A 22,723-nucleotide genomic window follows, 5' to 3' on the forward strand; every position below is an offset into this window, starting at 1 on the left:
ATTTGCGTGATACCCCTTGCATAATCACTCTTTATTATTAGAAATGTACTACGAAATGCAAATCCAAAGAAAGCGCATACAAAAAAATATTTAGGGGGATTTTCATGGAAAAGAAGAAGTTTCAATTGCCTACCGCCTTTACTACATTACTTATTATCACAGCGGGCATCGCAATTTTGACATTTCTCATACCTGCCGGCCAATACTCTTACAATGACGACGGCTCGCCGATTGTTGGGACTTACGAGCAAGTCGATGCAAATCCACAAGGACTGTGGGATGTGTTTTCCGCGCCGATTAACGGATTCTTTAATGCAGTGGATATTATTATTTTCGTTCTCGTTCTGGGCGGTTGTTTAGGGATTGTGTTTGAAACTAAAGCAATCGATGCCGGTTTGTCTAAAGTCGTCTTTAAATTAAAGGGACGCGAAAAATTAATGATTCCTATACTCATGATTATTTGTGCAATCGGCGGTGCGACCTATGGGATGGCTGAAGAAACTATCGCGTTCTATCCGATAGTTGTGCCTATTCTCCTGTTAGCCGGCTACGATGTCGTCACTGCCGTTATGGTGATTTTCCTGGGAGCAGGCATCGGGGTGGCCGGAGGAATTACGAATCCGTTTTCTGTCGGCATTGCTTCCAATCTGGCAGGCATTTCAATCGGGGACGGAATATTCCACCGTCTGTTGCTCTTTGCACTTTTCCTAGTTTTCGGCATTACATTTGTTATGCGATATGCAGCCAAAGTGAAAAAGCACCCTGAAAAATCTATTGTCTATGATATAAAAAGTAAAGTGGAAGAGCCATTCAAAAAAATTGATCCAGATGATGTTGCAGAACTGACAGGCAGACGAAAGGCTGTCCTAGCTGTATTCGGCAGTTTTTTCCTGATCATGATTGTCGCACTGATTCCTTGGCAGGATAAGTTCGGAATTTCCATTTTCAACACGCTGCATGACACGATACAAAACATACCTGTCATCGGCGTTGCATTAGGACATATTACACCGCTCGGCGAATGGGGATTCGGAGAATTAACCGCTTTGTTTTTCATCGGTTCCATCATCATCGGAAAACTATATTCCTATAAAGAAGATGAAATTGTCCGGCTGTTTTTAAGCGGAGCAAAAGATTTGATTAGTGTTGCATTGATTCTGGCGGTAGCCAAAGGTATTTCGGTTGTCATGACGGACGGTTTAATTATCGGCACAATTTTAAACTTCGGAGAACATCTATTGGCAAATGTCAGCAGCTCCATTGTGGCACCGCTGGCATACATTCTATACATTCCGCTGGCATTCCTGATCCCTTCGTCATCCGGACTTGCCACAGCTACGATTCCTATTCTTGCTCCTCTTGCAGACTTCGCAGGGGTCGGCCGTGAATATATTGTGACCGCCATGCAGGCCGGAGCTGAAACGATGAATCTGTTCTCTCCTACACAGGCAGTTTTGGTAGGTGCTCTAACACTGGCAAATATACCTTACGACCGCTGGCTGAAACATATTATCCCATTTGTACTGGGAATCATGCTCATCACGATTGTCGTTTTGACTATTGTATCCATTATATAACTTACAGGAGGAATTCGTATGAATAAGATTTCAATTATTGGCGCAGGAAACGGCGGCTTAACAGCGGCTTATCATTTATCAAAACTTGGTCACAGCATTTGCCTGTATGACTCCCCTGAATTTGATACACAAATAAACGCAGTGAAGACGCAGGGAGGCATCAAAGCACTCACAGAAGACCACGGGGCAGAAATGATGTTCCCGGGTTTTGAAAAAATCAGCCATGCAACCACTGATATAAAAGAAGCGATGGATTTTGCGGAGATGGTTATCATGATCTGCCCTTCATTCGCTCAAGAACTATTATTTGAACAAATGCTGCCACACTTAAAAGACGGTCACATTATTTTTCTGATGCCGGGGAATTACGGCGGACTCGTTTTGAATCGAATGAAAAATGTGTCACCGCAAAAGGATCTTCATATTACATTTGCGGACGGCATCAGCATTCCATGGGCAACACGTATTGTGGAACCGGGTGTGCTGACAATAATGGGGCTAAAAGAATATATTTCAGTAAGTATTTTTCCTTCGGGGCATGCAACAGATAAAGTAAAGCAGCTGATTTCAGATTCACTTCCAGTTTCTGTTGAATTCCTGGCAAATCCTGTAGTTGCCGGACTAGAGAATATTAACTTCGGCGGACATCCATTATTGACTGCATTGAATATGGGGCTGCTGGAAAACTTCCGCGGAGATTTCAACTACTATCGTGACTGCTGCAGCCCGGCAACTGCCAATGCGGCAGCCAAGATGGACAAGGAGCGGCTGGCTGTCGGAGAAGCGCTCGGATTTACATTGAAGACTGAATTAGAAGCGATGAATGCACTCTATGGCACAAACTACGAAACTGTCTATGACTTCAACCGCGATTCTAAAACGCACGGAAAAATCAATACTGCGCCTGACAGTTCCAAAAATCGCTATATAACTGAAGACGTACCCTATCTGCTTGTGCCTTGCTTTGAATTAGCAACAGCTGCCGGCATACGGGTGCCGATCGTTGAGTCTTGTATCCATATCGCTTCTGCATATAATAATGAAGATTATTTTAAAACCGGCAGAACATTACAGGATATGGGCTTAACTTCTGAGGAACTCAAGAGTCTCGCAAAATAAATAAAAAGAAATCCGGATATCAAATGCAGATATCCGGATTTCTTTATTGTGCCAGGCAAAACAGGTGCTGCTGTTTTATAGCCCGGCAACCTTGATGATTTCTAAAAAACTTTAAAATGTGATGAAACCTTTTTGTACAGCAAATCCGCCTAATGTGAATAAGGCGATGACGATGAGTGTAATTATGAATAATCGATTGTTTCTGTCCAGGATGTCACCTTTTTCTCTATCAGTTAGAGTATTGTCTGCAGTATTTTCATTCTAACGTATTAAGTTTGAGATAAGCAATGAATTTTTCATCCGTTTACGTATGTATCGTCGCGCTGACAACAAGCAATGTCACCGGCTTCTCGGTTTCGTTAAACCAGATATGCTCTTGCATGGAGTCAATATGAAAAGATTCATTTGCATAAAACGTATCCGAATAATCCTCCAAAATCACTTTTAGCTGTCCCTCGAGTATATAGACAAATTCTTGCCCTTCATGCGCATAAGGGTGCGTATGTGATTCACCAGGTCTCAATTCAATTCTTGCCGGATAAAACAATGGTTTTTCCATATCTCCCACAAGATTCGTAAAAGTGAAATTCGGCTGATCTGCCGTTTTTTTAATCGTCTGCTTCTTAAGCGGTGATTTTTCCTGCGGCTCTTCAAAAAACAGATTAATATGTACACCAAGTGCTTCCGCAATTCTGCGCAATGAAGTGAATGTTACAGAACTGACTCCGCGCTCCACTTGTGAAAGAAAACTGACGGATAAGCCGCTTTTTTCACTTACATCTTTCAACGTATATTTATTCATTTTCCGAATACGGTTAATTTCTTTTCCTAATTCTGCATCCATTTTCATCCATCCCTTGCCGTGTACTCCCTCTCGCTTTATTCTATCATCAAAACAACTGAACATTCACTACATTCTATGCAGACAGAAGAAAAGATTCCTGAAATTTCTTCAAGAATCTTCTCTCCATTCATAAGTTATTTTGAACTTAATACTTCAGGAAGCCATGTAGCCAGCGCTGGGAATAGGATGAAAATAATTGTCGCAATCAACTGAATGATAATAAACGGAACGGTTGCCCGGTAAATTTTCTCGATACTGACCCGCTCCCCGACTGCACTCTTTAAATAGAAGATCGCGAATCCGAATGGCGGTGTCAGATACGCCAATTGCAGGACTACCATGAAGACGACACCCCACCACAGCGGATCAAATCCTGCATCTGCAATGATTGGTGAAATAATCGGAGCCGCCAACATGATAAGTGCCATCGTTTCTAGAAACATACCGAGTAATATAATGAATGCCAGCGAGAAAAATAAAATTCCCCATTTTCCTCCTGGTGCCATTTGAGCCATTTCGGATACAAACCGATTGCCTCCCACACCTGAGAACACTGCTGAAAATGCAGCGGCACCGATCAGGATCCAGCCTACCATCCCGGTCATTTTCGTGGATTCTTTCAAAGCCAGATTAATTTTCGGCAAATTTAAACGTTTCGTAAACAGTCCGATTAACAACGTGCCTAGCACCCCGACAGCCGCTCCTTCAGTAGGAGTGGCAATTCCTGTGAAAATCGATCCGAGCACAATGACGATTAAGATCATTGGCAGAATGACGGATTTCGTAGCCAGTAATTTCTCACGCATCGAAGCACGGTCTTCTTTCGCTAAAGCCGGCGCCGCTTCTTTATTTTTATACGCACGGAATAATATATAGGCAATAAATAAACCGATTAAAATGAATCCCGCTCCCAAGCCTCCGGCAAATAAACTGGACACCGATACGCCCGTAATGGCACCGTACACGACCATATTCAAGCTAGGAGGAATAAGCTGTCCGAGCGTGCCGCCTGCCATAATTGAACCCAAGCTCAGCGATTCATTGTATTTATATTTCATCATTTGCGGTAATGCAATCAGTCCAAGGCCGATGACACCGGCAGCGACTACCCCTGAAATCGCACCGATAATGGCACCTACTAAAATAGTTGCTATTGCGAGTCCGCCCCGCAATGCGCCTGACCATTTATACACTGCGTCATACAAATCGGTGATAATGTTTGATTTCTCCAATAACACCGACATCAGAATGAATAATGGAATCGCAATTAATGTGAAGTTGTTCATGACTCCCCACACAGCACTCGTCAAAAGACTCGTACTGTCAACGCCCCACATCATTAAAGCAAAGACTGCGCCGACTGTCGATAATGCGAATGCAATCGGGACACCTAAAAACAGAAGCAGCAGCAAAAGTACAAACATCGCAACTGGGGCATATTCAAATAGCAGAATCATCTGTATAGCCCCCTTTTGCGATTTTATATATTTCAGCCCAGGCCTGCAGCCAAATCAGAAAACCACTGAGCGGAATAAACCACTTGAACCACCAAATTTGCGGATTGAATGAACTCTGATGTGAAGAATGCTCCATAATCATCGTAGATTCAATTGCCATAATGGAACCGCGATAGATTAAGAAAGTGGTGACGAAAATAACCAGCAGCATGGCGAAAATACCAAAAACCTTATTCCATCCCGGTGACAGCAATCGCGGAATAATATCTACCGCAATATGCCCTTTCACACGCAGCACCTCAGCACCTGCCAGCAGTATTGATATTCCATAGATGAAAATCGGCACTTCGAATCCCCAATCGGGTGCATCGTGCAAAAATCGCCGCATAATAATGGTATAGACAACGATAAGTGTCAGCGGAATCATCAGATAACCTGCGATTCTACCGGCGATGGACGACATTTTTTCTATAATAGTTATAATAGGATTCATGAAGCCACCGCCTATTCTTTATAGCCTATTTTTTTAGCTTGCTCGGTGTAACCGAGTTCCGCAAGCAGGTCAGCATATTGCTCCACGTACTCTTTACTGGCTTCACTTTTTTCTTTATAATCGTTCAATAATTCGAAGCCTTTTTCACGCATCTTTTCTACATCCTCATCAGGTAATTGAATGAATTCAATCTTAGGATTGTTCATCCATTCTGTCTTCGCTTTTTGACTTTCCACACCGTATGCAATTGCGGATTCATAACGGACTTTGTCTCTTGCTACCAGAACAATTTCTTTTAAATCATCAGGCAGCTCTTCCCATGATTTAGGGTTTGCAATTAACTCTTTATCAGAACTTGGCCCTACATGCAGGGCGGGTTCCGTAATATATTTCGATACTTCATCCAATCCCATTTCCCCATTTACGAGATAATCATTAAATTCAGCGGCCTCCACTGTTCCAAGCTGTAAGCCTGTATAGATTTCAGGAGCAGATAACGATATAGCGGATGCACCCAGCTTTCCGTAAAACAGACTCGCAACCCCCGCTGCCCGAATGTTCTTTCCTTTAAAATCTTCTATCGAGCGGATTGGCACCTGGGACATCAGAATTTCTTCCGGCGCATAATCGAAGGCACCTAAACTTTTGATTTTATGTTTTTCGTAGGCTTTATCCATAATTGGCTGAAGCTTTTCTGAACGGTAGAAGTGTTCTTCAAAACCTGAAATAGGATCACCGGGAATTGTGCCGCCGCCTAGGGCAAACACTGGATCTTTTCCTGTCCAAAAACCCGTGTAGACAGCTGCGACATCCACTACGCCGTTTTTCACCATATCAAATGTTTCATTCGTCGGGAATAATATATTCGCGCCGAAAGGTTCAATCAGTAACCGACCGCCGGACATTTCTTCTACTGCTTTTACGAACGGCAGAATTGTCCCGTCATAACGTGCAGTTCCGGGTATTTGATGTGTGACCATACGCCACTTGTACACCCGCTGTTCACCTTCGGGGATTGTCTGATTCAGCTGGCAGCCTGACAGAACCAGTAGAATGATAAGCAGTAAACTAGCGAGCGGCATAAATTTCTTTGACATAGTACTCCTCCTTTGGAATCGCTTACATTCAGATTATTGCGTGTAGTTAATCGAATATTGCTATTATAATTACAGTGTGAGTGTAAAGTCAATGAAATTTTTCTTTCTCACCGTAAATTTCAAGTTTATTCAAGCAAGCAAATAACTGACTCATCCCTTGGTCTTTATATCAAAAAAATAAAAAACAAAAAAGCAGTCCCGAAAGTTGTGTAATTCCAACTTCCGAGACTGCTTTCTGCACAAAGGCCGTCTGTTTTTTTAGTCACTGCCTTCATTTAATTTCGTTCTTTAGCTGCTGCAAAAATTCTTCCATAAAGTGATGGCGTTCCTCCGCAAGCCGGGTGCCTTCTTTTGTTACCATTAAATTTTTCAGCAATAATAACTTTTCATGGAAATGTGTCACGGTTGCCGTTTCTTTTGTACGATATTCAGATTCTGACATATCCATTCTGGCTTCTTCCTGCTGATCGTAGAGCTTCCTGCCGCGCGCTCCGCCAAATGCAAAGGCACGGGCAATCCCTACTGCACCAATTGCATCAAGGCGATCGGCATCTCTTACAATAGCACCCTCTATGGATGTAATGTCTTTTGCATTACCGCCGCTGAACGATACACTTTCAATCGCCGAAAGAACTTTATCTGTAACCGATTGTGCTGCGCCTATTTTTGTCAGCAGCTCTACTGTCGTCGCTTCATGCATATCTTCATACTTCGCATCTTCCACGTCATGCAGCAGCACCGCCAGGCGGACAACCAATTCATCTGCTGCCGGTTCTGTCGCTAAAATCTTTTCGGCATTTTTCATTACCCGGTCAATATGATCGAGATCATGACTTGCATCAAATTTATCGTAGATTCCTGAAACTTCTGTTCTGCACATTTCAATCATTTCTTTCATCGGCAGCATTTGATCACTTCCCCTTCTTTTCCATTAGTTATATGCGAAAACATACAGGAAAATCAATCTGTATGCAGTACTGACGAAATTCTGAAAACAAACCTGCCAAAATTAGCTCTCATTCCTCTCAGTAATCGTAGTGTACAATATTTTACACACGCTGTCAGAGAGCAGTAATTCTTAAGCCCCCACTCCTTCCGCAGAACAAAATAGACAGACACTGTGCTGTTGCATTCACCTAATCCATTATGATCTTTTCAATTTATATCAGCCGTAAGCAATACTTACAATTCGTCATAATTTCTAAATTACATACTTAGTATAAAGCGTTAACAGAAAAAAGCTTGCAGGAAATGATTCAAAAAACATAGAAATCATCATTCCCAAACAATTTCCGGCAAGGAATAAACCTGCGACTATTTCTGTTGACAATTTGTCAACAACGCTTTATTATTTTGAGAGTGAAGAATTTTTTTCGTAAAGGGGGAGCCGTGTCATGTCAGAAGAACGTCTTGGTCTTTCGATCGGGCAATTATTGCGGAATGTATTGCAGGAACGCTCATTGTCTATGCGTAAACTAGGCGAACTTACCGATATTGATACAGCGACCATCTCCCGTATCATCAATGACAAAAGAAAAGCAACGCTCGATCATTTAGAGAAGTTTTCTACAATATTGGAGATCCCTCTTGCCAAGCTGCTTCAGGCTGCAGGCTATCCTGTAGAAAATGAAAAAACGAGTGAATCTGCTTATGATGAAACGATTCAGCAACTGGCCGACACGTCAGGACTTCTGTCTGCCAATTTTTCGATTGAAAAAGTGGAAGATCAGCTGGCAGGTTACAAAGCGTATGTTCAGACGAAAGAAGGCAGAGAAAGAATTTTACATGACTTTGAAATGAAATTAAAAATTGCCGGCGGTGTAGGGCCTTTCGTCGATCAATTAAAAGAATTGTATAACCGATTTAAGATGCGGGATGCGGCTAAACGGGATCTTGCCGTCATCGGCAGCGCATTATTGTACTTTATCGTCCCTGTAGATGTGATTCCTGACTATTTATTTGCAGTCGGATATCTGGACGATGCAGTAGCTGTGCAAATCGCTTCAAGTGTACTAACCAAGAATTCATAATCAGATGAGTAGGTGTCAAAATTGGAAATGAGAGAGAAAGAAAAGAAGAAAAAGAAAAAACTGAAGAGAAAATATAAACGCCTGTTATTCTTTGTATTTACGCTTCTTTTATTGGCTGGCGGAGGTTATGTGGCAGCACAGTATACAAGCGGTCTGTCATTCGCGAATAACAGTACGATGAATGAAATCCATACAGAACTCAGCGACAGCAGCAATACATTCGAGGAGTTTGAAGGAGCCGAGGCACAATTCGGCGAAATCAACGTGTTGCTGATTGGAAATGATGCAAGAGGAGACGAAGACGACTCACGATCAGATGCATTAATGATCGGCCATTATAATCAGTCCACGAACCAAGTAAAGTTAGTTTCCCTCATGCGCGATACATACGTCGAGATTCCGGATCACGGCATGCAAAAAATCAATGCGGCCTTCTCACTTGGCGGACCTGAACTGGTACGCAAAACGATTAAGCATAATTTCGATGTTGATGTGCAGTATTATGCAATTGTGAATTTTGAAGGCTTTTCAAAAATCGTAGATGTTATTGCACCCGACGGTATTGAAGTGGATATTCCATATACTATGTCGCACGGGCTGGGCTTGACGCTGGAACCCGGCCAGCAAAAACTGAACGGTGACCAATTGCTTGGCTATGTGCGTTTCCGCCATGATATCCACAGCGACTACGGGCGGGTGGAGCGCCAGCAGGAAGCGTTATCGAAACTTAAAGACGAAGCGATGAGCATACAGACACTCGTCAATTTGCCGAAACTAATGGGTGTCATCGAACCGTATATTGATACAAACATTGACAGCAAGACTATATTCACAATCGGTAAAGGAATGATTACCGGAGGAAAGGACAATGCACTCGAATCATTGCGTATTCCAGTGGAAGGTTCTTTCGGGGATCTGCGCACAGATGTTGGGGCTGTGCTGGAGATTAATTTGGCACAAAATAAACAAGCGTTACGTGAATTTTTATCTGTTGAAGATGAAAATGAAGAACCGACTGTTGAAGATGAAGAACCGACTGAAGAATTCAAAATAGAACAGCCTGCCAATGAAGGCCTTGAACAAGATCCGCAATATGATGACAATCAAAAATACAAATATGACACTGAAGGATATCTTTCCCGCGAAAGATATTATGAAGAACCTGCAATATAAGTAATGACTGCACAGCTTGAACTATGCATGCAAATCCATTACTTGCAGGTCCCCCTTTATTGCTAAGATAGTACTAATAAAACGAAGCTGTCCGAATTTTTCCGGACAGCTTCGTTTTATTCAGAGAGACTGCACCTTAACGTGAAATATCCTTTTGGGCAGTCACAGCAGCACGCCAACTGAATTTTATTCAAATGTCTCTGAAATGCGAATCTGATAACATCGCCCGATACAACGAAGAAGGTCATCGGATTAAATGATCATCATAACTTCTTTACGTAAATAACACTTTTCTGCTACTTCATTTATTGCCATAGGTACGTCCCAGAAGGGATTCGAACCCCCGACCTACGCCTTAGGAGGGCGTTGCTCTATCCAGCTGAGCTACTGGGACATGATAATACATGGGAACGACTTTAATTCAGACAGTGAATCAAAGTGTTCCCATGAATGATTAATCATTAGCCGTGCCGTCATAATCTTCATTAAACCATAATTGCTCATCATCATCAACGTCGCCGTTATAGTTAATCAAAATTTCTTCCCCTGCCTTAATATCTTTATAGGCAAAGAAATCAAATGTGTGGTTATCAAAATTAATATCATAGGTTGCGTTCGGTTCATACGAGTGATTGAACAGCATTCCGTAGCCAAGCAGGATGGCAGTATGGTTTACTCCGTATTCAAAAGCATAGTCTGCCAGTACGGTTTTTTCAATATGCTGGTGATCTTCGTTTGGGTAGGCAATGACAGGAGCTGCGTGCAATAGCTGCCCTTTTTTAATATCGCAGGTAGCGAATACCCCTCTGTTGTTTTCTCCATCACCAATGGGAGAAAGCTTTACTTCTATTATGTCTTTCACCTACTCGCTTGTAAATTATACTAGGCAAGTATAACATTATTTGGAGCAAATTGCTCTTTTTTATTATTTTATAGCCGATGCTGCATCAATCTTTTTCACAGCGGCTTTAGTCTGCTTTCAATTTCTTCGCGGCGATTCTCCAAAAATGGCGGCAATGCCAGACTTTCTCCCAAAAACTCCAGCTCTTCATCTGTGTCAAAACCCGGTCCGTCTGTCGCCAATTCAATCGTCAGGCCGTTCGGGTCTTTCAAATAGACGGAACGGAAATAATAACGATCCACGTACTGGGAGTTCGGAATACCATTTTCATTCAATTTATCAATGAATGCATGTAATTCTTTCTCGTCTTCCACACGCAGGGCAATGTGATGGACACTTCCTCTGCCCGGACGTTCTCTTGGCAGGTCTGTTCGATGTTCCACATGTATTTCGGCACCCGTACCGCCTTCAGCAGTTTCATATATAACGATATCCGGCTGACCTTCCGTTTCTGAAGGATAGCTGCCCTTTTTATGGAACCCTAAAATATTCGTCAGCAGTTCATCCGTTTCTTCTGCATTTTCTACTGTCAGACGGGAAGGACCCAGCCCGATGATGCCGTACTCCTGCGGGACAGGACTCTTCTCCCATGGCACACCGCCTGTCACCCCTTCATTATGTTCGTCCGAAACTAAAAGCAGCCGCTGACCTTCAAAATCCGTGAAAGGCAAAACAGACCGGCCTGCCTGCTCCCGGATTTCTTCATGCGATACATGGAATTCCTCAAATCTGGACTTCCAATACACTAGCGCCTGATCAGTCGGCACACGCAGTGATGTTAAAGAAATACTGTTGGTCCCTTTATATGTTTGTCCCGCAAGCGGTATTTCAAAGAACGTCACATCAGTCCCCGGATTTCCTTTCTCATCTGCGTAAAACAAGTGATACATGGAAGACGAATCTTGGTTAACTGTTTTTTTAACAAGCCGCATACCTAAAATATTCGTATAGAAGTCCAAGTTTTTCTTTGCATTTGCAGTAATAGCCGACATATGATGCAGTCCTTTAATTTTCATCGTAACTCCTCCTCGTATTTTAATTTCTTCAACAAAGCATGAAGCTGTTTTTTCTCATCTATAGTCAAATTTTTAAATTGACCGGCCTGAAAATCTTCTTGTGCCGGTACTACTTCCTGAAATAACGCCTTGCCGGATTCAGTCAGTGATAAGTATTTCGTTTTCCACTCTTGTTCCCGTTCAATTATATTCATGCGTTCCATCTTTTGAAGAAGCTTAGTGATATTGCCTTTTGTCACAAATAACTTTTTACCAAGCTCTTGCTGAGAAATTTTCGTATGACTCCCTACCTGTACCAAAACATCAAACTGTGCAGCGGTTAAGCCCCATTTTTTCAAGTGCTGATTGGACAGGCGAATGCTTTGATTGTAAATCCTCGACAGACGGAACCATAACAGTAAATCTAGACGATTCGATTGTGAATCCATGTTTGCCCCCTGACTCCAATTACGTGGTTTATTACTATTTATCAGTTTACAGGTGAACTGACGAGCAGTCAAACTCTTTGCTTAGCCGAGAGCCTGCAGGTAGATTCTGCCATACACTTTCATGTATTATGGAGGCATAATTAAAAAGCGAGGTAGTTTATATGATGAATAAAAAACTATGGTGGGCTGCAGCTGGAGCAGGTGTCTTGCTTCTGCTGCTGATCATAGCAATTGTGAATATGAAAGAGCCCGCTGTCAGCACAAAAAAGGACGTGCCGCCAAGTGAATCTGCCGCCGCTGGAACTGCTGAAGAGAACTCCATTGAACTGCAAGAGCCTGTGAAAGAAACAACAGACTCAGAGGAGAGAAAAGAACCCGCTGCTGCACCTGCTGACTCCAATCCAAACCAGACAGAACAGCCGTCATCTGTTTCGGCCGAGGATAAACCGGCGGCGGCTCCTGATAAAACACCGGTCCAGCCGGCGACACCGCCTGCAGCAAAAGAGCCGGAATCTGCGCCGTCTTCGCCTATTAAACCGGGTATGTATCAAGTCGGAACAGATATTGAGCCGGGAGAATATATTGTTTTCTCTGATGGGATCACGCTTCTTGAAAACACGAAAGATCAAACGGGAAATCCCGAAAGTATTGTGTTTAATATAGCTCTCGATGGCCGTTCCCATACGTATGTAACGCTGCAGCAAGGGGAATATTTCAAGCTGCAGGGAGGCGAAATGTACCCTGTTTCCAGCGCGCCTGACTTGCAGCCGGCAAACGGTGTTTATACTGACGGACAATATAAAGTCGGAACGGATATTCCTGCAGGTGCATACAACCTCATAGCGGACGATAAAAACGATATTGGATTCTATGAGATCAGCAAAGACAGCAGACAGGATATGATGGATCTCTTGGTCAGTGACGTAGTCGAGGGAGAAACAAAAATCACTGTGTCAAACGGACAATACCTCACCATTCGAAATGCTTATATAGAAGTAAAATAAAAAAGAGACTGGGACATAATATGAAAAAAGCGTAAAGGTAGACTGACCTAGCGATATGAGACACATATAAAACACCATGATTAGGCTGCTTTGACACCATATTTTATCGGTGTCAGGTAGCCTAATTTTTCTTGGATACGTTCTTCATTATAATAATTTAAATAGGCAATTACTCGTTCAACTACAATATTATTGCGTAATGAATTAAATTTAACGTATTGAAATTCTTCAGATTTCAGACTCGAATGAAATGATTCAATCACCGCATTGTCCCAACAGTTTCCTCGACGTGACATGCTGCCGATCAGGTCGTTATCCTTGATATAGGCTTGATACGCGTATGACGTATACACACTCCCTTGATCCGAATGTATAATCACTCCTGTGGGGTGGTTTCTCGCAGCTAGTGCCGCCTTTAACGTGTCAATTACGAGTGGTGTCTGTTGATGGTCGTATAATTTGTAAGCAACAATTTCATTATTGTATAAATCCATAATGGTTGAAAGATATTTTGTCGTACTACCATACTGGATATAGGTGATGTCGGTTACCCACTTCTGATTCGGTTCACTAGCTGTGAAATTACGTTTAAGAAGATCTGGGGCAATTATGATACTTTCCCCTTGAGATTTCCACTTTCGTTTAGGCTTGATACGACACTGTAAGTTATGCTTTTGCATGAGGCGTTGAACCGTATTGCGATTCAATTCTATGTTGTATTCCTGCTTTAGAAATGCTTTGATTTTTCTATGTCCATTCCGATATTTAGTGCGTTTACACAATTCTATAATAGCCTCCTCTTCCACTGAAAGAGACTTATCCGTTTCCTCCAGACGCCACCTATAGTAGGTAGCTCGTGGTACTCCTAATGCGGATAAAATGGCTGTTATTGTATACTTCTTTTTTAGTTTTTCCACAATCTGAAGAACTATTTCTTTCTCAATCTCCTTTCGATCTCCATGTACTTTTTTAGAATCTCATTCTCCATTTTTAAATGAGACATCTGTCGTTCTTTCTTGTCCGCTTCACTCGAAAGTTCTGGCCCATGACCGAAGGTATATTGTTTACCTATCGGTTGATCAAAACGATATATTTCATTTGCACGATACCATCTCATCCAGGTTTCAATCTGGGATTTATTTTTGACTCCGTGCTTCTCCATAATTTCTTTAGTTGTTAATTCCCCACTCAATTTATCTTTGACAACTGCCCATTTTACTTCGCTTGAATATACGTTTTTGCCCACGCAAAAACACCTCCGTTGTAAGTACTTTTTACAAGTGTACCACTTCGAAGGTGTTTTATATTGTCTCAAAAATTTAGGTTAGCCCATGGAGTTTATTATTCCCTTACGCTTTTTTATGTCTATTTTAATAAATACTTTGCAAAGCATTTGAGTGGAGCGCAGGGGAACGGACTTTATTTTTAGTTTTGTCCCAGCCTCTTTTTTTACATGGACAGATCTCCGAGCAAACGCTTTAATACAACCAGTGTCTCTTTACGCAATGCCTGCGCAACTTCAGCAGGCAACGCTTCTTTTTTATCGAATGAAGCAGTGCGTATACTGTTGGCCCAATGCGACAGATACTCTTTGACCTTTGTTTTATCCGCATCGGCTGTTAACAGACTGGTGCCATTTGCGCTCAGATAGTGATAAAAATTCCCGAGAGTGACAAATTGATAATATTCTTCGCTGCCGATTTCAACAGAAGTTCTTACCGCTTCTGATGTTACGACATCCATCAACGGCATTTTCTCTTTCTTCGCCTTCATTTTCACCAGCATATGAATCAGGAACTCTTCCACTGCCTGCACATAATCAGCAACAATATACGTGAACTTTTCACTGACCGGCTGAACAGATTGCGGCAAATTTTGAAGCTGGTTCTTCCATTTCATTTCAGCTCCGGTCAACAGCCTTCTCACTTCTGCAGATTCCAACAGTGTATTCAGTCGGGATCCGGCTTTTTCAAAACGTCTTTCCTCAGCATCCGTTAATACAGGTCCGTTCACGGGAAGCAGGGACGTAAAGGTTTCTTCCAGCAGAGTTTCACCTTGCTTCAAGTCCACTGGCTCTTGGTCATATTGTTCAGATTTACGCTGTACTGCCTCCACAGCAGCTGACAAATCGTCCATATAGAATTCCGCCAAACATTCATCCAGCTGCAGCAGCGCATCTGCAATCATAATTTCCCGGTATTCGATGCCTTCTTCAGGAAGCAGCGATAGTATCCGGTTCCGCAGTTTCATGCCTTCATTGCCCTTTTCCCAGCCAATCAATAAATTCAATGCGGGCTCTTTCGTATTTCCGTCTTCGGAAGTCAATGTTTTATCAGCCTTGTAAAAACAAATGATTGCGTTCAGCAAGGTTCTCAGCAGTGCGTCCTGTTCTTCAAAAGGCAGTTCAGAGAAATTCATTGTACAAATCTCTTCTATTTTGCATTCATGGAAGAAAAAGTTGAAATCCGCCTGAATAAAAGAATCCTCATTGATTTTTCCGCCGTGATCCTCCTCAATAACTTGTTTCATTCGCATTATGTATTCGGAGATCTGTGTTAATTGGGATACAACATCCCCTTTGTATTTCTCTATCCGGTATTTTACTGCCTGGATATCGCCGTGCAGAACATGTACTGCTTGGTAGTCATGAGCAGATTTCGAAAGACTGACTGCACTCATAACTGTAGGAATATCATTTAGGTCAAATAATTCATTAAACGTAATATAGAATTCCAGCCCGATTCGGTGCATGTCTTTATATTTCATCATATGGATCAGCCGCGCACAAAAACTGCGCTTTGCAGCAACATCAATCAGCGTATCATTATGCGCCACCTGCAGGAAGAAATCATATAAATTCATAATCGTATGTTTTGTGACGCTTTCGAGAATATCCGGGTCACGCGTCTTTTCCATCAATACACACAGTTCATTGAAATATCTTGCCAGCGTCTGCATATGATCTGCACGCGTATTGTGCAATGCAGCGCATAACGGATAGATCTTTTGATTGAACAGCTGCCAGGATTCAGCGATATGTCCTTCATTATTGAGGAAATAAAACCATAGATGGTACCGCCAGTCCCCTTTGGCTCTCGTATCCTGATCAAGCTCGAACGGATCAAAGTCTTCACCGTAAGCAAGCGACAGTAGTGTTTCATTATACTGGCTCGCCAGCGTGATCTCACTCTCATATAAATCTGACAGCTCCACAAACAGTGAATAGCGCTCATTATCCCTGCATTCATCAATCACTTTCGTGAATGACGGGTGATCGATTACATGACAAACGTCCAAATGGCGCCCTTTCAGGAGCCACTGTCGCATCATATAATCCATAAACTCCTCCGAATCAAGATACGCTCCAAAATGCCTGGCCGAAAATTCCTGATAAATATCCAAATTTATTCCCCCTCTGCACCTGACACAACGTTTAGTAGTACGTATAACAAACCTTATAGCATGCATCATAAAGTTTGAGCTCTTTCTATCATATCGCGATTTGACGTTTTTCTCTACCTGAAAATTCCTGTCAGAATGGATTGCCTGAAAATTACTTGAATATACAAAAAAAGAACGCTGATTTCTCAACGTTCTTCCTCATCCTATGACGTCCCAGGAGGGATTCGAACCCCCGGCCGATGCCTTAGAAGGGCATTGCTCTATCCAGCTGAGCTACTGAGACAATTGCTATTCTTCGATTTTAGGGATGCGGTCATTGGAAAATATCAAGTATCCTAAATGAATTAGTAAACTAAAAACAATGCGATTCTCAGGGGGATAATGAAATATGGGCCCGATCCTCTTCTACTATGCATAATTATAAATGAGGTATATCTCCAAGGATAAAAAATCCAATTATTCATTACCAACGAATAGCAATATGGCAAAAATACGTTTTTTGATTAGGCTCTGTTAAAAAATGTTGTTAATAAAGGATTACTAGAGATAAAAGGACCAACAGATCCTATCTCGCTAATCTGCTTCATCTAGTGTCTTTCTTAGTTAATGAAGATTGTTCAACAATCGCCCCGGTTAAGGAACAGGTGTTATTTTTTTAATGAACTTGTAGAATATATCAATTACGAAACGGGCAAGAGGGACAGTTACCGGAAGTAAAACAAAAGCATAAATTGTTCCCCACACCAATGTGCCTTCTACATTCATAGTCTCCATACTGCCTCTTATAAGCGTTTCTCCTATAATCGCACCAATTGTCCCACTATACAAAGTTATAAAAAATGCGCTTCCAATACCTATTCGCCATAGCTTCTTATTAGATAACTCACGATGTTTTTGAAAATACCCACCTAATATCCCAAACACAATTGCAAAAGGTATTGTGACTGATATATATAACCAGCTTTCTCCCCAAAATGATGTAATTCCACCTGACATTATTCCCGCAATCCGCTCAAACATCCAAGCCGTAACAGCAGATATAATCAAGCCAAAGAGAATCCCTATTAATTTGCCCATAAATGATTCACCTGCATCGTTTATCTGAAATGGTTTCCATTTTAAAGCTAAAGCACCCGATAACGGAGATATTGGTTGCAACCCGTTGATCTGCGCTGCAGCCGGACGCGTTCTGGAGGGCGAGCGGTGAACCACACCTCTTCGCTTCGCTTCGATGGGTGTTTCACCTGTCTCGCTGATCCTCCCAGAGTCGCCGGCTTCCGCTCCAATCAACTAGAGTGCGCTATCAAACAAACGCGCCCGATTGTTGAAGAACAGTAAAGCAGATGTTTTCATCACTTGTTCGTCTCCCTTGTTGAAGGCACACTTAATTTGCTCTTAGCTTTAGGATCCTTTGGGACTGTATATAGCACATGAAAAGTGATCCACATGACAATTAAATACTGATCCACTTAAAGATTGTGAATTTCTATTAGCACATTTAGGTCGGTTTTATATGGAGAGGCGGGCATGATACCTTTGTTAGGGTGGGAAATCCTTTCCTACTGCATGCTATCGCAGGGAAGTCATGCCCGTAGAGGCTCCATGTTAAGCCTATGCTATATCAAAATGTTTCAATCAAAGTTTGTGAAATATCCTTTCTTTAAATGGATCAACAATTGTTATGAAGTGGCTCAATTTTCAATTGCCGAAATACACGGGACTAAATGCAATGCTTTGTACGCCTCATGCGGCTTAACAATTTTTCATACACCGTAAGCTTACCTTTTTTACCCTCAAGTAGCTTCTTCTGAAGTCTCTTCTGCGGTCATTTGCTCAAGTTCAAATTTAATCCTTTTCATTTCCTTTGGAAGTATATAAACATATTCAAGAATCTTATTTGTGAACCTAAAAAGACTCTCTACCATGTATTTATTAAAAGTCACTTGGTCTCCATGAGCTGCCATGTTTCCAATGTCCTTTATGACTTTAGAAATATCGCCCATTAGAGGTGGTAAAACTCCAGTTTGCTGTAAATGGTTCAGCTTTTGATGAAGTTGTCCAGTGGTTGCTCCCTTATCCTTGCAAACCATTTCAAGGGTTCTTCTCAATGTAATAACACAGCTAGCTTCATCAATATTCTGTACTCTCAAAGCTGACTCATAAGCTCCTCGCACATTCTTGGGGAGGGCGTACAGATTTAACCTTTCAGTGTAAGGGTACAATAATTTACCCTCTTCATAAATGTTAAAGCCCTCATAATAAGCCTCCTCTGTGTTCCAATGGGTATGAAACAGATGGAACCCTTGGCAAACTGGACATTCGAAAACCTCAAAAATATCATTAAATTGCGCTTCATAGCCTTCATAAAATTCCTCGGTTGTTACCTTCTCAAATTTGTTCAGCAAGTCCATAGGAGTTGTATTCCCACAATGTGGGCAAGTAAGAATAACCTTTTCAGACAAAATTAACACCCTCTTTTATTTAGGTCTAATTGTTTCGTGAAAGAAAATTAGGTTGTTAAATACTGTAAATTTAATCCTAAAAATCTACATTACCATGATTAACCTTCCTCTAAGAGAGGGCCTCAAGGTATAAAAAAGGTTTTAAAATTATATTATTTTATCTATTTCATAATTTAGTATTACAAGGTGTTTATAAAATTTACTTACAAATTGATAATTTATATACTGTTTATTTCTTTCGTTTCCTTCTATAATCATAGCTAAATTATCCAATTCACCTAGTGCAGCCTCCAAAGCCCTATGAAGCGGTTTACACTCATGAGGTGGAATGAAATCACTTAATAAAATAAAGTTTCTACTATATTCTTTTTGTTTTGCTTTTATGTGGTTATAAAAGTTACTATTATCTTCCTCAGCAAACAATTTCGGAAGTAATGCAAGCTCACTTTTTGCAAACACAAGAGATTCTCTTACCCCTTCTAAATAATGGGTTTTTGATGTTGAGTTTAACAAAAGGTAATCTTGCAATGGTCTGTTATATTCCCACTTTACCCTTATATTGTTTTCATCAATTAGCTGGTCGTACTCCTTTATAAACAATGGAGGGCTATCTTTCCCATTAATCCATTCAGTTCTACAAAATGGGAGTCCATATTCAAATTGAATCAAATCATCATAGAATGATAACCAAACATAATCTGGTTCTGAATCTACACTTCTTCCCTGCAATATTCGCTTATTATATTTATTAATTTTAATCTTAGCATTAATCTTTTTAATCAACTCAATAGTTGAATTCCTTGATGTTGCAAACGAACGCTCTATGTATATTTTGGCACTAATTCTCCTTTTATTAATATTAGAATCATCTTTCTCCTCTAAGATAGTAAAGTAATATTCACTAGTATCATGTTTTCTCCACTGTTGAATTTCATTTATTCCATTAATTGATATACCTTTTATTTCGTTATAAAACTTACTATCTTCTAATACTTCATTTTCAATCGGTATCTTAATCGTTACTGATGAGGTGTTATTTCGCCAGCTTTCATTATTTTTATCTAATACCTTGAATATATATTGCTGAGTCCATAACCAGTATGCTTTCTTCTCCTTAACATCATAGAGAACTATGATAACTGGAATATCACACACATCACAAAAGTTTAAAAATTTAACTGGACAGTCAAAAGTAATTAGTTTCTCCGCCATCTTTAATGAAGTAGTTGACTTCAACTGTACTTTAACAATTTTCGCAGTTGTTTCACCCTCCTTAGAAAAAACCTCTATCTCTCCATCAATATCATTGTCTTTATCTTGCACTCTGTATTTCCATCCATTCTCCTCTATTACACCTTCAAAAAACCTTCTTGACTTGCCCTCATTGATACTTTTCTCATCATATTGAGACCTTTTCAAATTTAAAACAGCCTCTCCCTTTATTTGTTAATATATAAATTATACCATCCAAAAGGGAATAATTTACCGACAATTTTCAAGCCAGTTATACCCCAGCAAATCCCCGCTAAAGTGTTCCCAAGAAATAAGCTCCGAAGCTTGAACCAAATAATAAAAGAATGTTGAACTTCTCAAACCGAAAAAGTATTTAATACTTAGTATATTTTATATAATTGCATAATTCGAGTTGGGAAGTTCCTCGACAATCTGGTCCGTTTATTGAATAAATCAACGTACTGCTATTGATACGTTCCTAATGACCAATAGGTTTCATCAATCTAGAATACGTTTGTTATTTTATCCGAATATCAACAGAGTTATTTAACATAGCCTTTGATTAAACTACTGCTCTGCCTCAAATCCTTCCTCTCCAACAACTTATAAAACGTTCCTGTGCCAATCGACAACGTCTTACATATGTATTTTCTTGATATCATTCAAGCGGTTGTACGGCTTTCTCTGACTTCTTGCCGCCTATCGTAGCCTCCAATTTTCAATCCTTACATTTTCCTTTCTTTCAACAATCTCAAATGAGATGCTTTTCAGGGGATGATACCCTTATGCGGGTAATATTACTCATACCGCTATCTAATAATATATCCAGTAATCGTTAATTAGTTGTATCAATATATAACCGTCAACAATCCGAAAATACGTAATAATATAGACTGCCTGATAGTTGTATGATTGGTATATTCTGTAGGTTTAATTGGCTATTTAAATACATTACAATTAAATAGGCAATACTAACAGAATGCAACAGGAGGAAATTCATCATGAAAAAATTAACATTGCTAGGTATTACAGCAGGAGTTTTATCATTAGGGATTTTAACAGGCTGTGGCTCTATAGAAAAAGCAAAAGTAGCTGGATCAAAAGCTGACCAAGCTCAGGTGGATAAAAATGTTAAAGAGGAAGAAGCAGATAAACAAGAGGGGCTAGGACAAATTGGTGAATTTGGTAAAGTAACTGTTCTAGGGGAGGCCGCTCCTTTCGTACTGGAAGGAAATGAAAACATAGGTTATGAATTATCGGATGTGAAATTGGTTAAAATAGAAGACTATACAGAAGACGGTGAATGGGGAATCTTATGGGGGACTGGATTCGATAGTGCTGATCAGCTTCCCGATTCAGTATATGCAGTAATTGGAACAGAAAAGAAAACAAACAAAACAGATATGTCAATTGAGTTTAGCGGTATTAAAACATTGGCGTTAGGCAGTGAACAGATAGATGTCCTTTCAAAGGACATTGCGACTGAAGACGAAGACATCTCTGCTATGTTAGGCGGAGTTGAACTAGAAACTCAATTTGCAGTTATTGTAAAAGACCCTGACGCTACATCATTAAAACTTCTTCTATCGAGTGCATTTGACTCTGAAACATTTTCAAATGATTTATTGAAAGAGCAAGAAATCAACCTTACACTTACAAGCAAATAAACTTATCTGGAAGAGTATGAATTTATAAAGTTCCGCTTTTACATGTCCTCTTTCATTTCAACTTTAAAAAGGAGTGCTGAAAATATAGTGTCAGCACTCCTTTTTTTAATGCAACGCAACACATTTTCTATTTGTGATTCGAGCGTCTTATACTTCACAGCAGGAATTGTATTTATTTCAACGTAAGTTCAAGATGCCGCCTCTTTTCGCTAAAATACCAACTTCTATGCAGTCTAAGCCACTAGCATAGTGATCTGTGGTCATTGTACATAGTAAATCCGTTTCAAACTATTAGCCTTTATATTTCGAAATAGGTACGATTAGCTCAACATGAATTGAAGATGCCCCGCCTTCACATCCTCTGGCATGAAATCTAACCACGAGCAGATAGAATCCACTGTAACCTCTTCTAAATGGTAGTCCCTGCACTCTTTGCAAAGTTATTCAGCGGCCTATCGTAATCCCGCATCGTACGAGGCGATAGTCATTTGGCTGATAATAGTTCCTAAAGCTCCCGATAAGAGCTTATAGTGAGCGGCAGGTGCCTTCTCCCCTTTACCATAGGCGGTAAGCTCTTTACATGACAGTGTGAAATCCATATCAAATAATCCTGTTTATCTCGTATACAAAAAAGGGATTCTGCATCAGTGACCGAAGCCCTGACCGAATCCCTAATTTGTTCCAAACCTTTTCATATAAAGACTTGGACCGTAATTCATTTACGTCCCAGGAGGGATTCGAACCCCCGACCGATGCCTTAGAAGGGCATTGCTCTATCCAGCTGAGCTACTGAGACAAACGCCTGTAACACAGGCACAAG

General features: G+C 40.8%; 19 protein-coding genes and 3 tRNA genes. 6 read left to right on the forward strand and 16 right to left on the reverse strand.

The features are described from left to right. Positions 1-104 precede the first annotated feature (104 nt). Positions 105-1,577, forward strand: coding sequence for a YfcC family protein (locus tag SporoP33_RS01750; protein ID WP_081242148.1), 1,473 nt, complete (start codon positions 105-107; stop codon positions 1,575-1,577). 18 nt (positions 1,578-1,595) lie between these two features. Further along, positions 1,596-2,696, forward strand: coding sequence for an NAD/NADP-dependent octopine/nopaline dehydrogenase family protein (locus tag SporoP33_RS01755; RefSeq protein ID WP_081242149.1), 1,101 nt, complete (start codon positions 1,596-1,598; stop codon positions 2,694-2,696). Positions 2,697-3,000: 304 nt separating this feature from the next. Here SporoP33_RS01755 and SporoP33_RS01760 read toward each other — a convergent pair whose 3' ends face one another. The 5 genes from SporoP33_RS01760 to SporoP33_RS01780 form a co-directional block, all read right to left on the reverse strand. Then, the gene (locus SporoP33_RS01760) at positions 3,001-3,540 is read right to left on the reverse strand and encodes a helix-turn-helix domain-containing protein (RefSeq protein ID WP_081242150.1); all 540 of its coding nucleotides are present in this window, start codon (positions 3,538-3,540) and stop codon (positions 3,001-3,003) included. Positions 3,541-3,674: 134 nt separating this feature from the next. Continuing rightward, positions 3,675-4,997, reverse strand: coding sequence for a TRAP transporter large permease (locus SporoP33_RS01765; protein WP_081242151.1), 1,323 nt, complete (start codon positions 4,995-4,997; stop codon positions 3,675-3,677). Further along, positions 4,981-5,490 (reverse strand): TRAP transporter small permease subunit, encoded by a 510-nt coding sequence (locus tag SporoP33_RS01770; RefSeq protein ID WP_081242152.1) that lies wholly within the window; start codon positions 5,488-5,490, stop codon positions 4,981-4,983. Before SporoP33_RS01770 ends, SporoP33_RS01765 begins: the two co-directional genes overlap by 17 nt. Before the next feature lie 11 nt (positions 5,491-5,501). Beyond that, positions 5,502-6,587, reverse strand: a complete 1,086-nt coding sequence (gene dctP, locus SporoP33_RS01775) for a TRAP transporter substrate-binding protein DctP (protein WP_081242153.1) — start codon at positions 6,585-6,587, stop codon at positions 5,502-5,504. A 271-nt stretch (positions 6,588-6,858) separates the two neighbouring features. Next, the gene (locus SporoP33_RS01780; protein WP_081244719.1) at positions 6,859-7,485 is read right to left on the reverse strand and encodes an HD domain-containing protein; all 627 of its coding nucleotides are present in this window, start codon (positions 7,483-7,485) and stop codon (positions 6,859-6,861) included. A gap of 496 nt (positions 7,486-7,981) precedes the next feature. On the opposite strand from SporoP33_RS01780, the gene SporoP33_RS01785 reads away from it, so the two are divergent. Both SporoP33_RS01785 and SporoP33_RS01790 read left to right on the forward strand, forming a co-directional pair. Further along, positions 7,982-8,617: a DUF1232 domain-containing protein gene (locus SporoP33_RS01785; protein ID WP_081242154.1), complete on the forward strand. Its 636-nt coding sequence runs from the start codon at positions 7,982-7,984 to the stop codon at positions 8,615-8,617. Positions 8,618-8,644: 27 nt separating this feature from the next. Continuing rightward, complete coding sequence (locus tag SporoP33_RS01790; protein ID WP_081242155.1) at positions 8,645-9,790, forward strand: LCP family protein; 1,146 nt, start codon at positions 8,645-8,647, stop codon at positions 9,788-9,790. A 320-nt stretch (positions 9,791-10,110) separates the two neighbouring features. On the opposite strand, the gene SporoP33_RS01795 is transcribed toward SporoP33_RS01790, so the two are convergent. The 4 genes from SporoP33_RS01795 to SporoP33_RS01810 all read right to left on the reverse strand — a co-directional run bounded on the left by SporoP33_RS01795 (position 10,111) and on the right by SporoP33_RS01810 (position 12,135). Further along, positions 10,111-10,184 (reverse strand) — tRNA-Arg (locus tag SporoP33_RS01795). A gap of 60 nt (positions 10,185-10,244) precedes the next feature. Continuing rightward, the gene (locus SporoP33_RS01800) at positions 10,245-10,643 is read right to left on the reverse strand and encodes an SET domain-containing protein (protein ID WP_081244720.1); all 399 of its coding nucleotides are present in this window, start codon (positions 10,641-10,643) and stop codon (positions 10,245-10,247) included. 104 nt (positions 10,644-10,747) lie between these two features. After that, a complete protein-coding gene (locus SporoP33_RS01805) occupies positions 10,748-11,707 on the reverse strand; it encodes a ring-cleaving dioxygenase (protein ID WP_081242156.1) in 960 nt (319 codons plus the stop codon). Further along, the gene (locus tag SporoP33_RS01810; protein WP_081242157.1) at positions 11,704-12,135 is read right to left on the reverse strand and encodes a MarR family winged helix-turn-helix transcriptional regulator; all 432 of its coding nucleotides are present in this window, start codon (positions 12,133-12,135) and stop codon (positions 11,704-11,706) included. The genes SporoP33_RS01805 and SporoP33_RS01810 overlap by 4 nt, the downstream gene beginning before the upstream one ends. 164 nt (positions 12,136-12,299) lie before the next feature. Here SporoP33_RS01810 and SporoP33_RS01815 point away from each other — a divergent pair, with 164 nt between their 5' ends. Then, positions 12,300-13,139: an Rv1352/Rv1906c domain-containing protein gene (locus tag SporoP33_RS01815; protein WP_081242158.1), complete on the forward strand. Its 840-nt coding sequence runs from the start codon at positions 12,300-12,302 to the stop codon at positions 13,137-13,139. An 80-nt stretch (positions 13,140-13,219) separates the two neighbouring features. On the opposite strand, the gene SporoP33_RS01820 is transcribed toward SporoP33_RS01815, so the two are convergent. The 6 genes from SporoP33_RS01820 to SporoP33_RS01845 all read right to left on the reverse strand — a co-directional run bounded on the left by SporoP33_RS01820 (position 13,220) and on the right by SporoP33_RS01845 (position 20,422). After that, a protein-coding gene (locus SporoP33_RS01820; RefSeq protein WP_099662801.1) for an IS3 family transposase occupies positions 13,220-14,385 on the reverse strand; the annotation gives its coding sequence in 2 pieces (ribosomal slippage) (positions 13,220-14,109 and positions 14,109-14,385; 1,167 coding nt in all). A gap of 203 nt (positions 14,386-14,588) precedes the next feature. Next, positions 14,589-16,541 carry a hypothetical protein gene (locus SporoP33_RS01825; RefSeq protein WP_081242159.1) on the reverse strand — a complete coding sequence of 651 codons (1,953 nt, stop codon included), beginning with the start codon at positions 16,539-16,541 and terminating at the stop codon, positions 14,589-14,591. 209 nt (positions 16,542-16,750) lie between these two features. Further along, positions 16,751-16,824: transfer RNA gene (locus tag SporoP33_RS01830), tRNA-Arg, on the reverse strand. Positions 16,825-17,174: 350 nt separating this feature from the next. Continuing rightward, positions 17,175-17,618 carry a hypothetical protein gene (locus tag SporoP33_RS01835; RefSeq protein ID WP_081242160.1) on the reverse strand — a complete coding sequence of 148 codons (444 nt, stop codon included), beginning with the start codon at positions 17,616-17,618 and terminating at the stop codon, positions 17,175-17,177. 716 nt (positions 17,619-18,334) lie between these two features. Then, the gene (locus SporoP33_RS01840; protein WP_081242161.1) at positions 18,335-19,003 is read right to left on the reverse strand and encodes a DUF4145 domain-containing protein; all 669 of its coding nucleotides are present in this window, start codon (positions 19,001-19,003) and stop codon (positions 18,335-18,337) included. A 147-nt stretch (positions 19,004-19,150) separates the two neighbouring features. Continuing rightward, a complete protein-coding gene (locus SporoP33_RS01845; RefSeq protein ID WP_196796832.1) occupies positions 19,151-20,422 on the reverse strand; it encodes a DUF4365 domain-containing protein in 1,272 nt (423 codons plus the stop codon). Positions 20,423-21,237: 815 nt separating this feature from the next. On the opposite strand from SporoP33_RS01845, the gene SporoP33_RS01850 reads away from it, so the two are divergent. Next, the gene (locus tag SporoP33_RS01850) at positions 21,238-21,903 is read left to right on the forward strand and encodes a hypothetical protein (protein ID WP_081242163.1); all 666 of its coding nucleotides are present in this window, start codon (positions 21,238-21,240) and stop codon (positions 21,901-21,903) included. A gap of 722 nt (positions 21,904-22,625) precedes the next feature. Here the strand turns inward: SporoP33_RS01850 and SporoP33_RS01855 are convergent. After that, positions 22,626-22,699 (reverse strand) — tRNA-Arg (locus SporoP33_RS01855). Between the last annotated feature and the right edge of the window lie 24 nt (positions 22,700-22,723).

The sequence above is a fragment of the Sporosarcina sp. P33 genome (assembly GCF_002077155.1).
Classification (GTDB): domain Bacteria; phylum Bacillota; class Bacilli; order Bacillales_A; family Planococcaceae; genus Sporosarcina.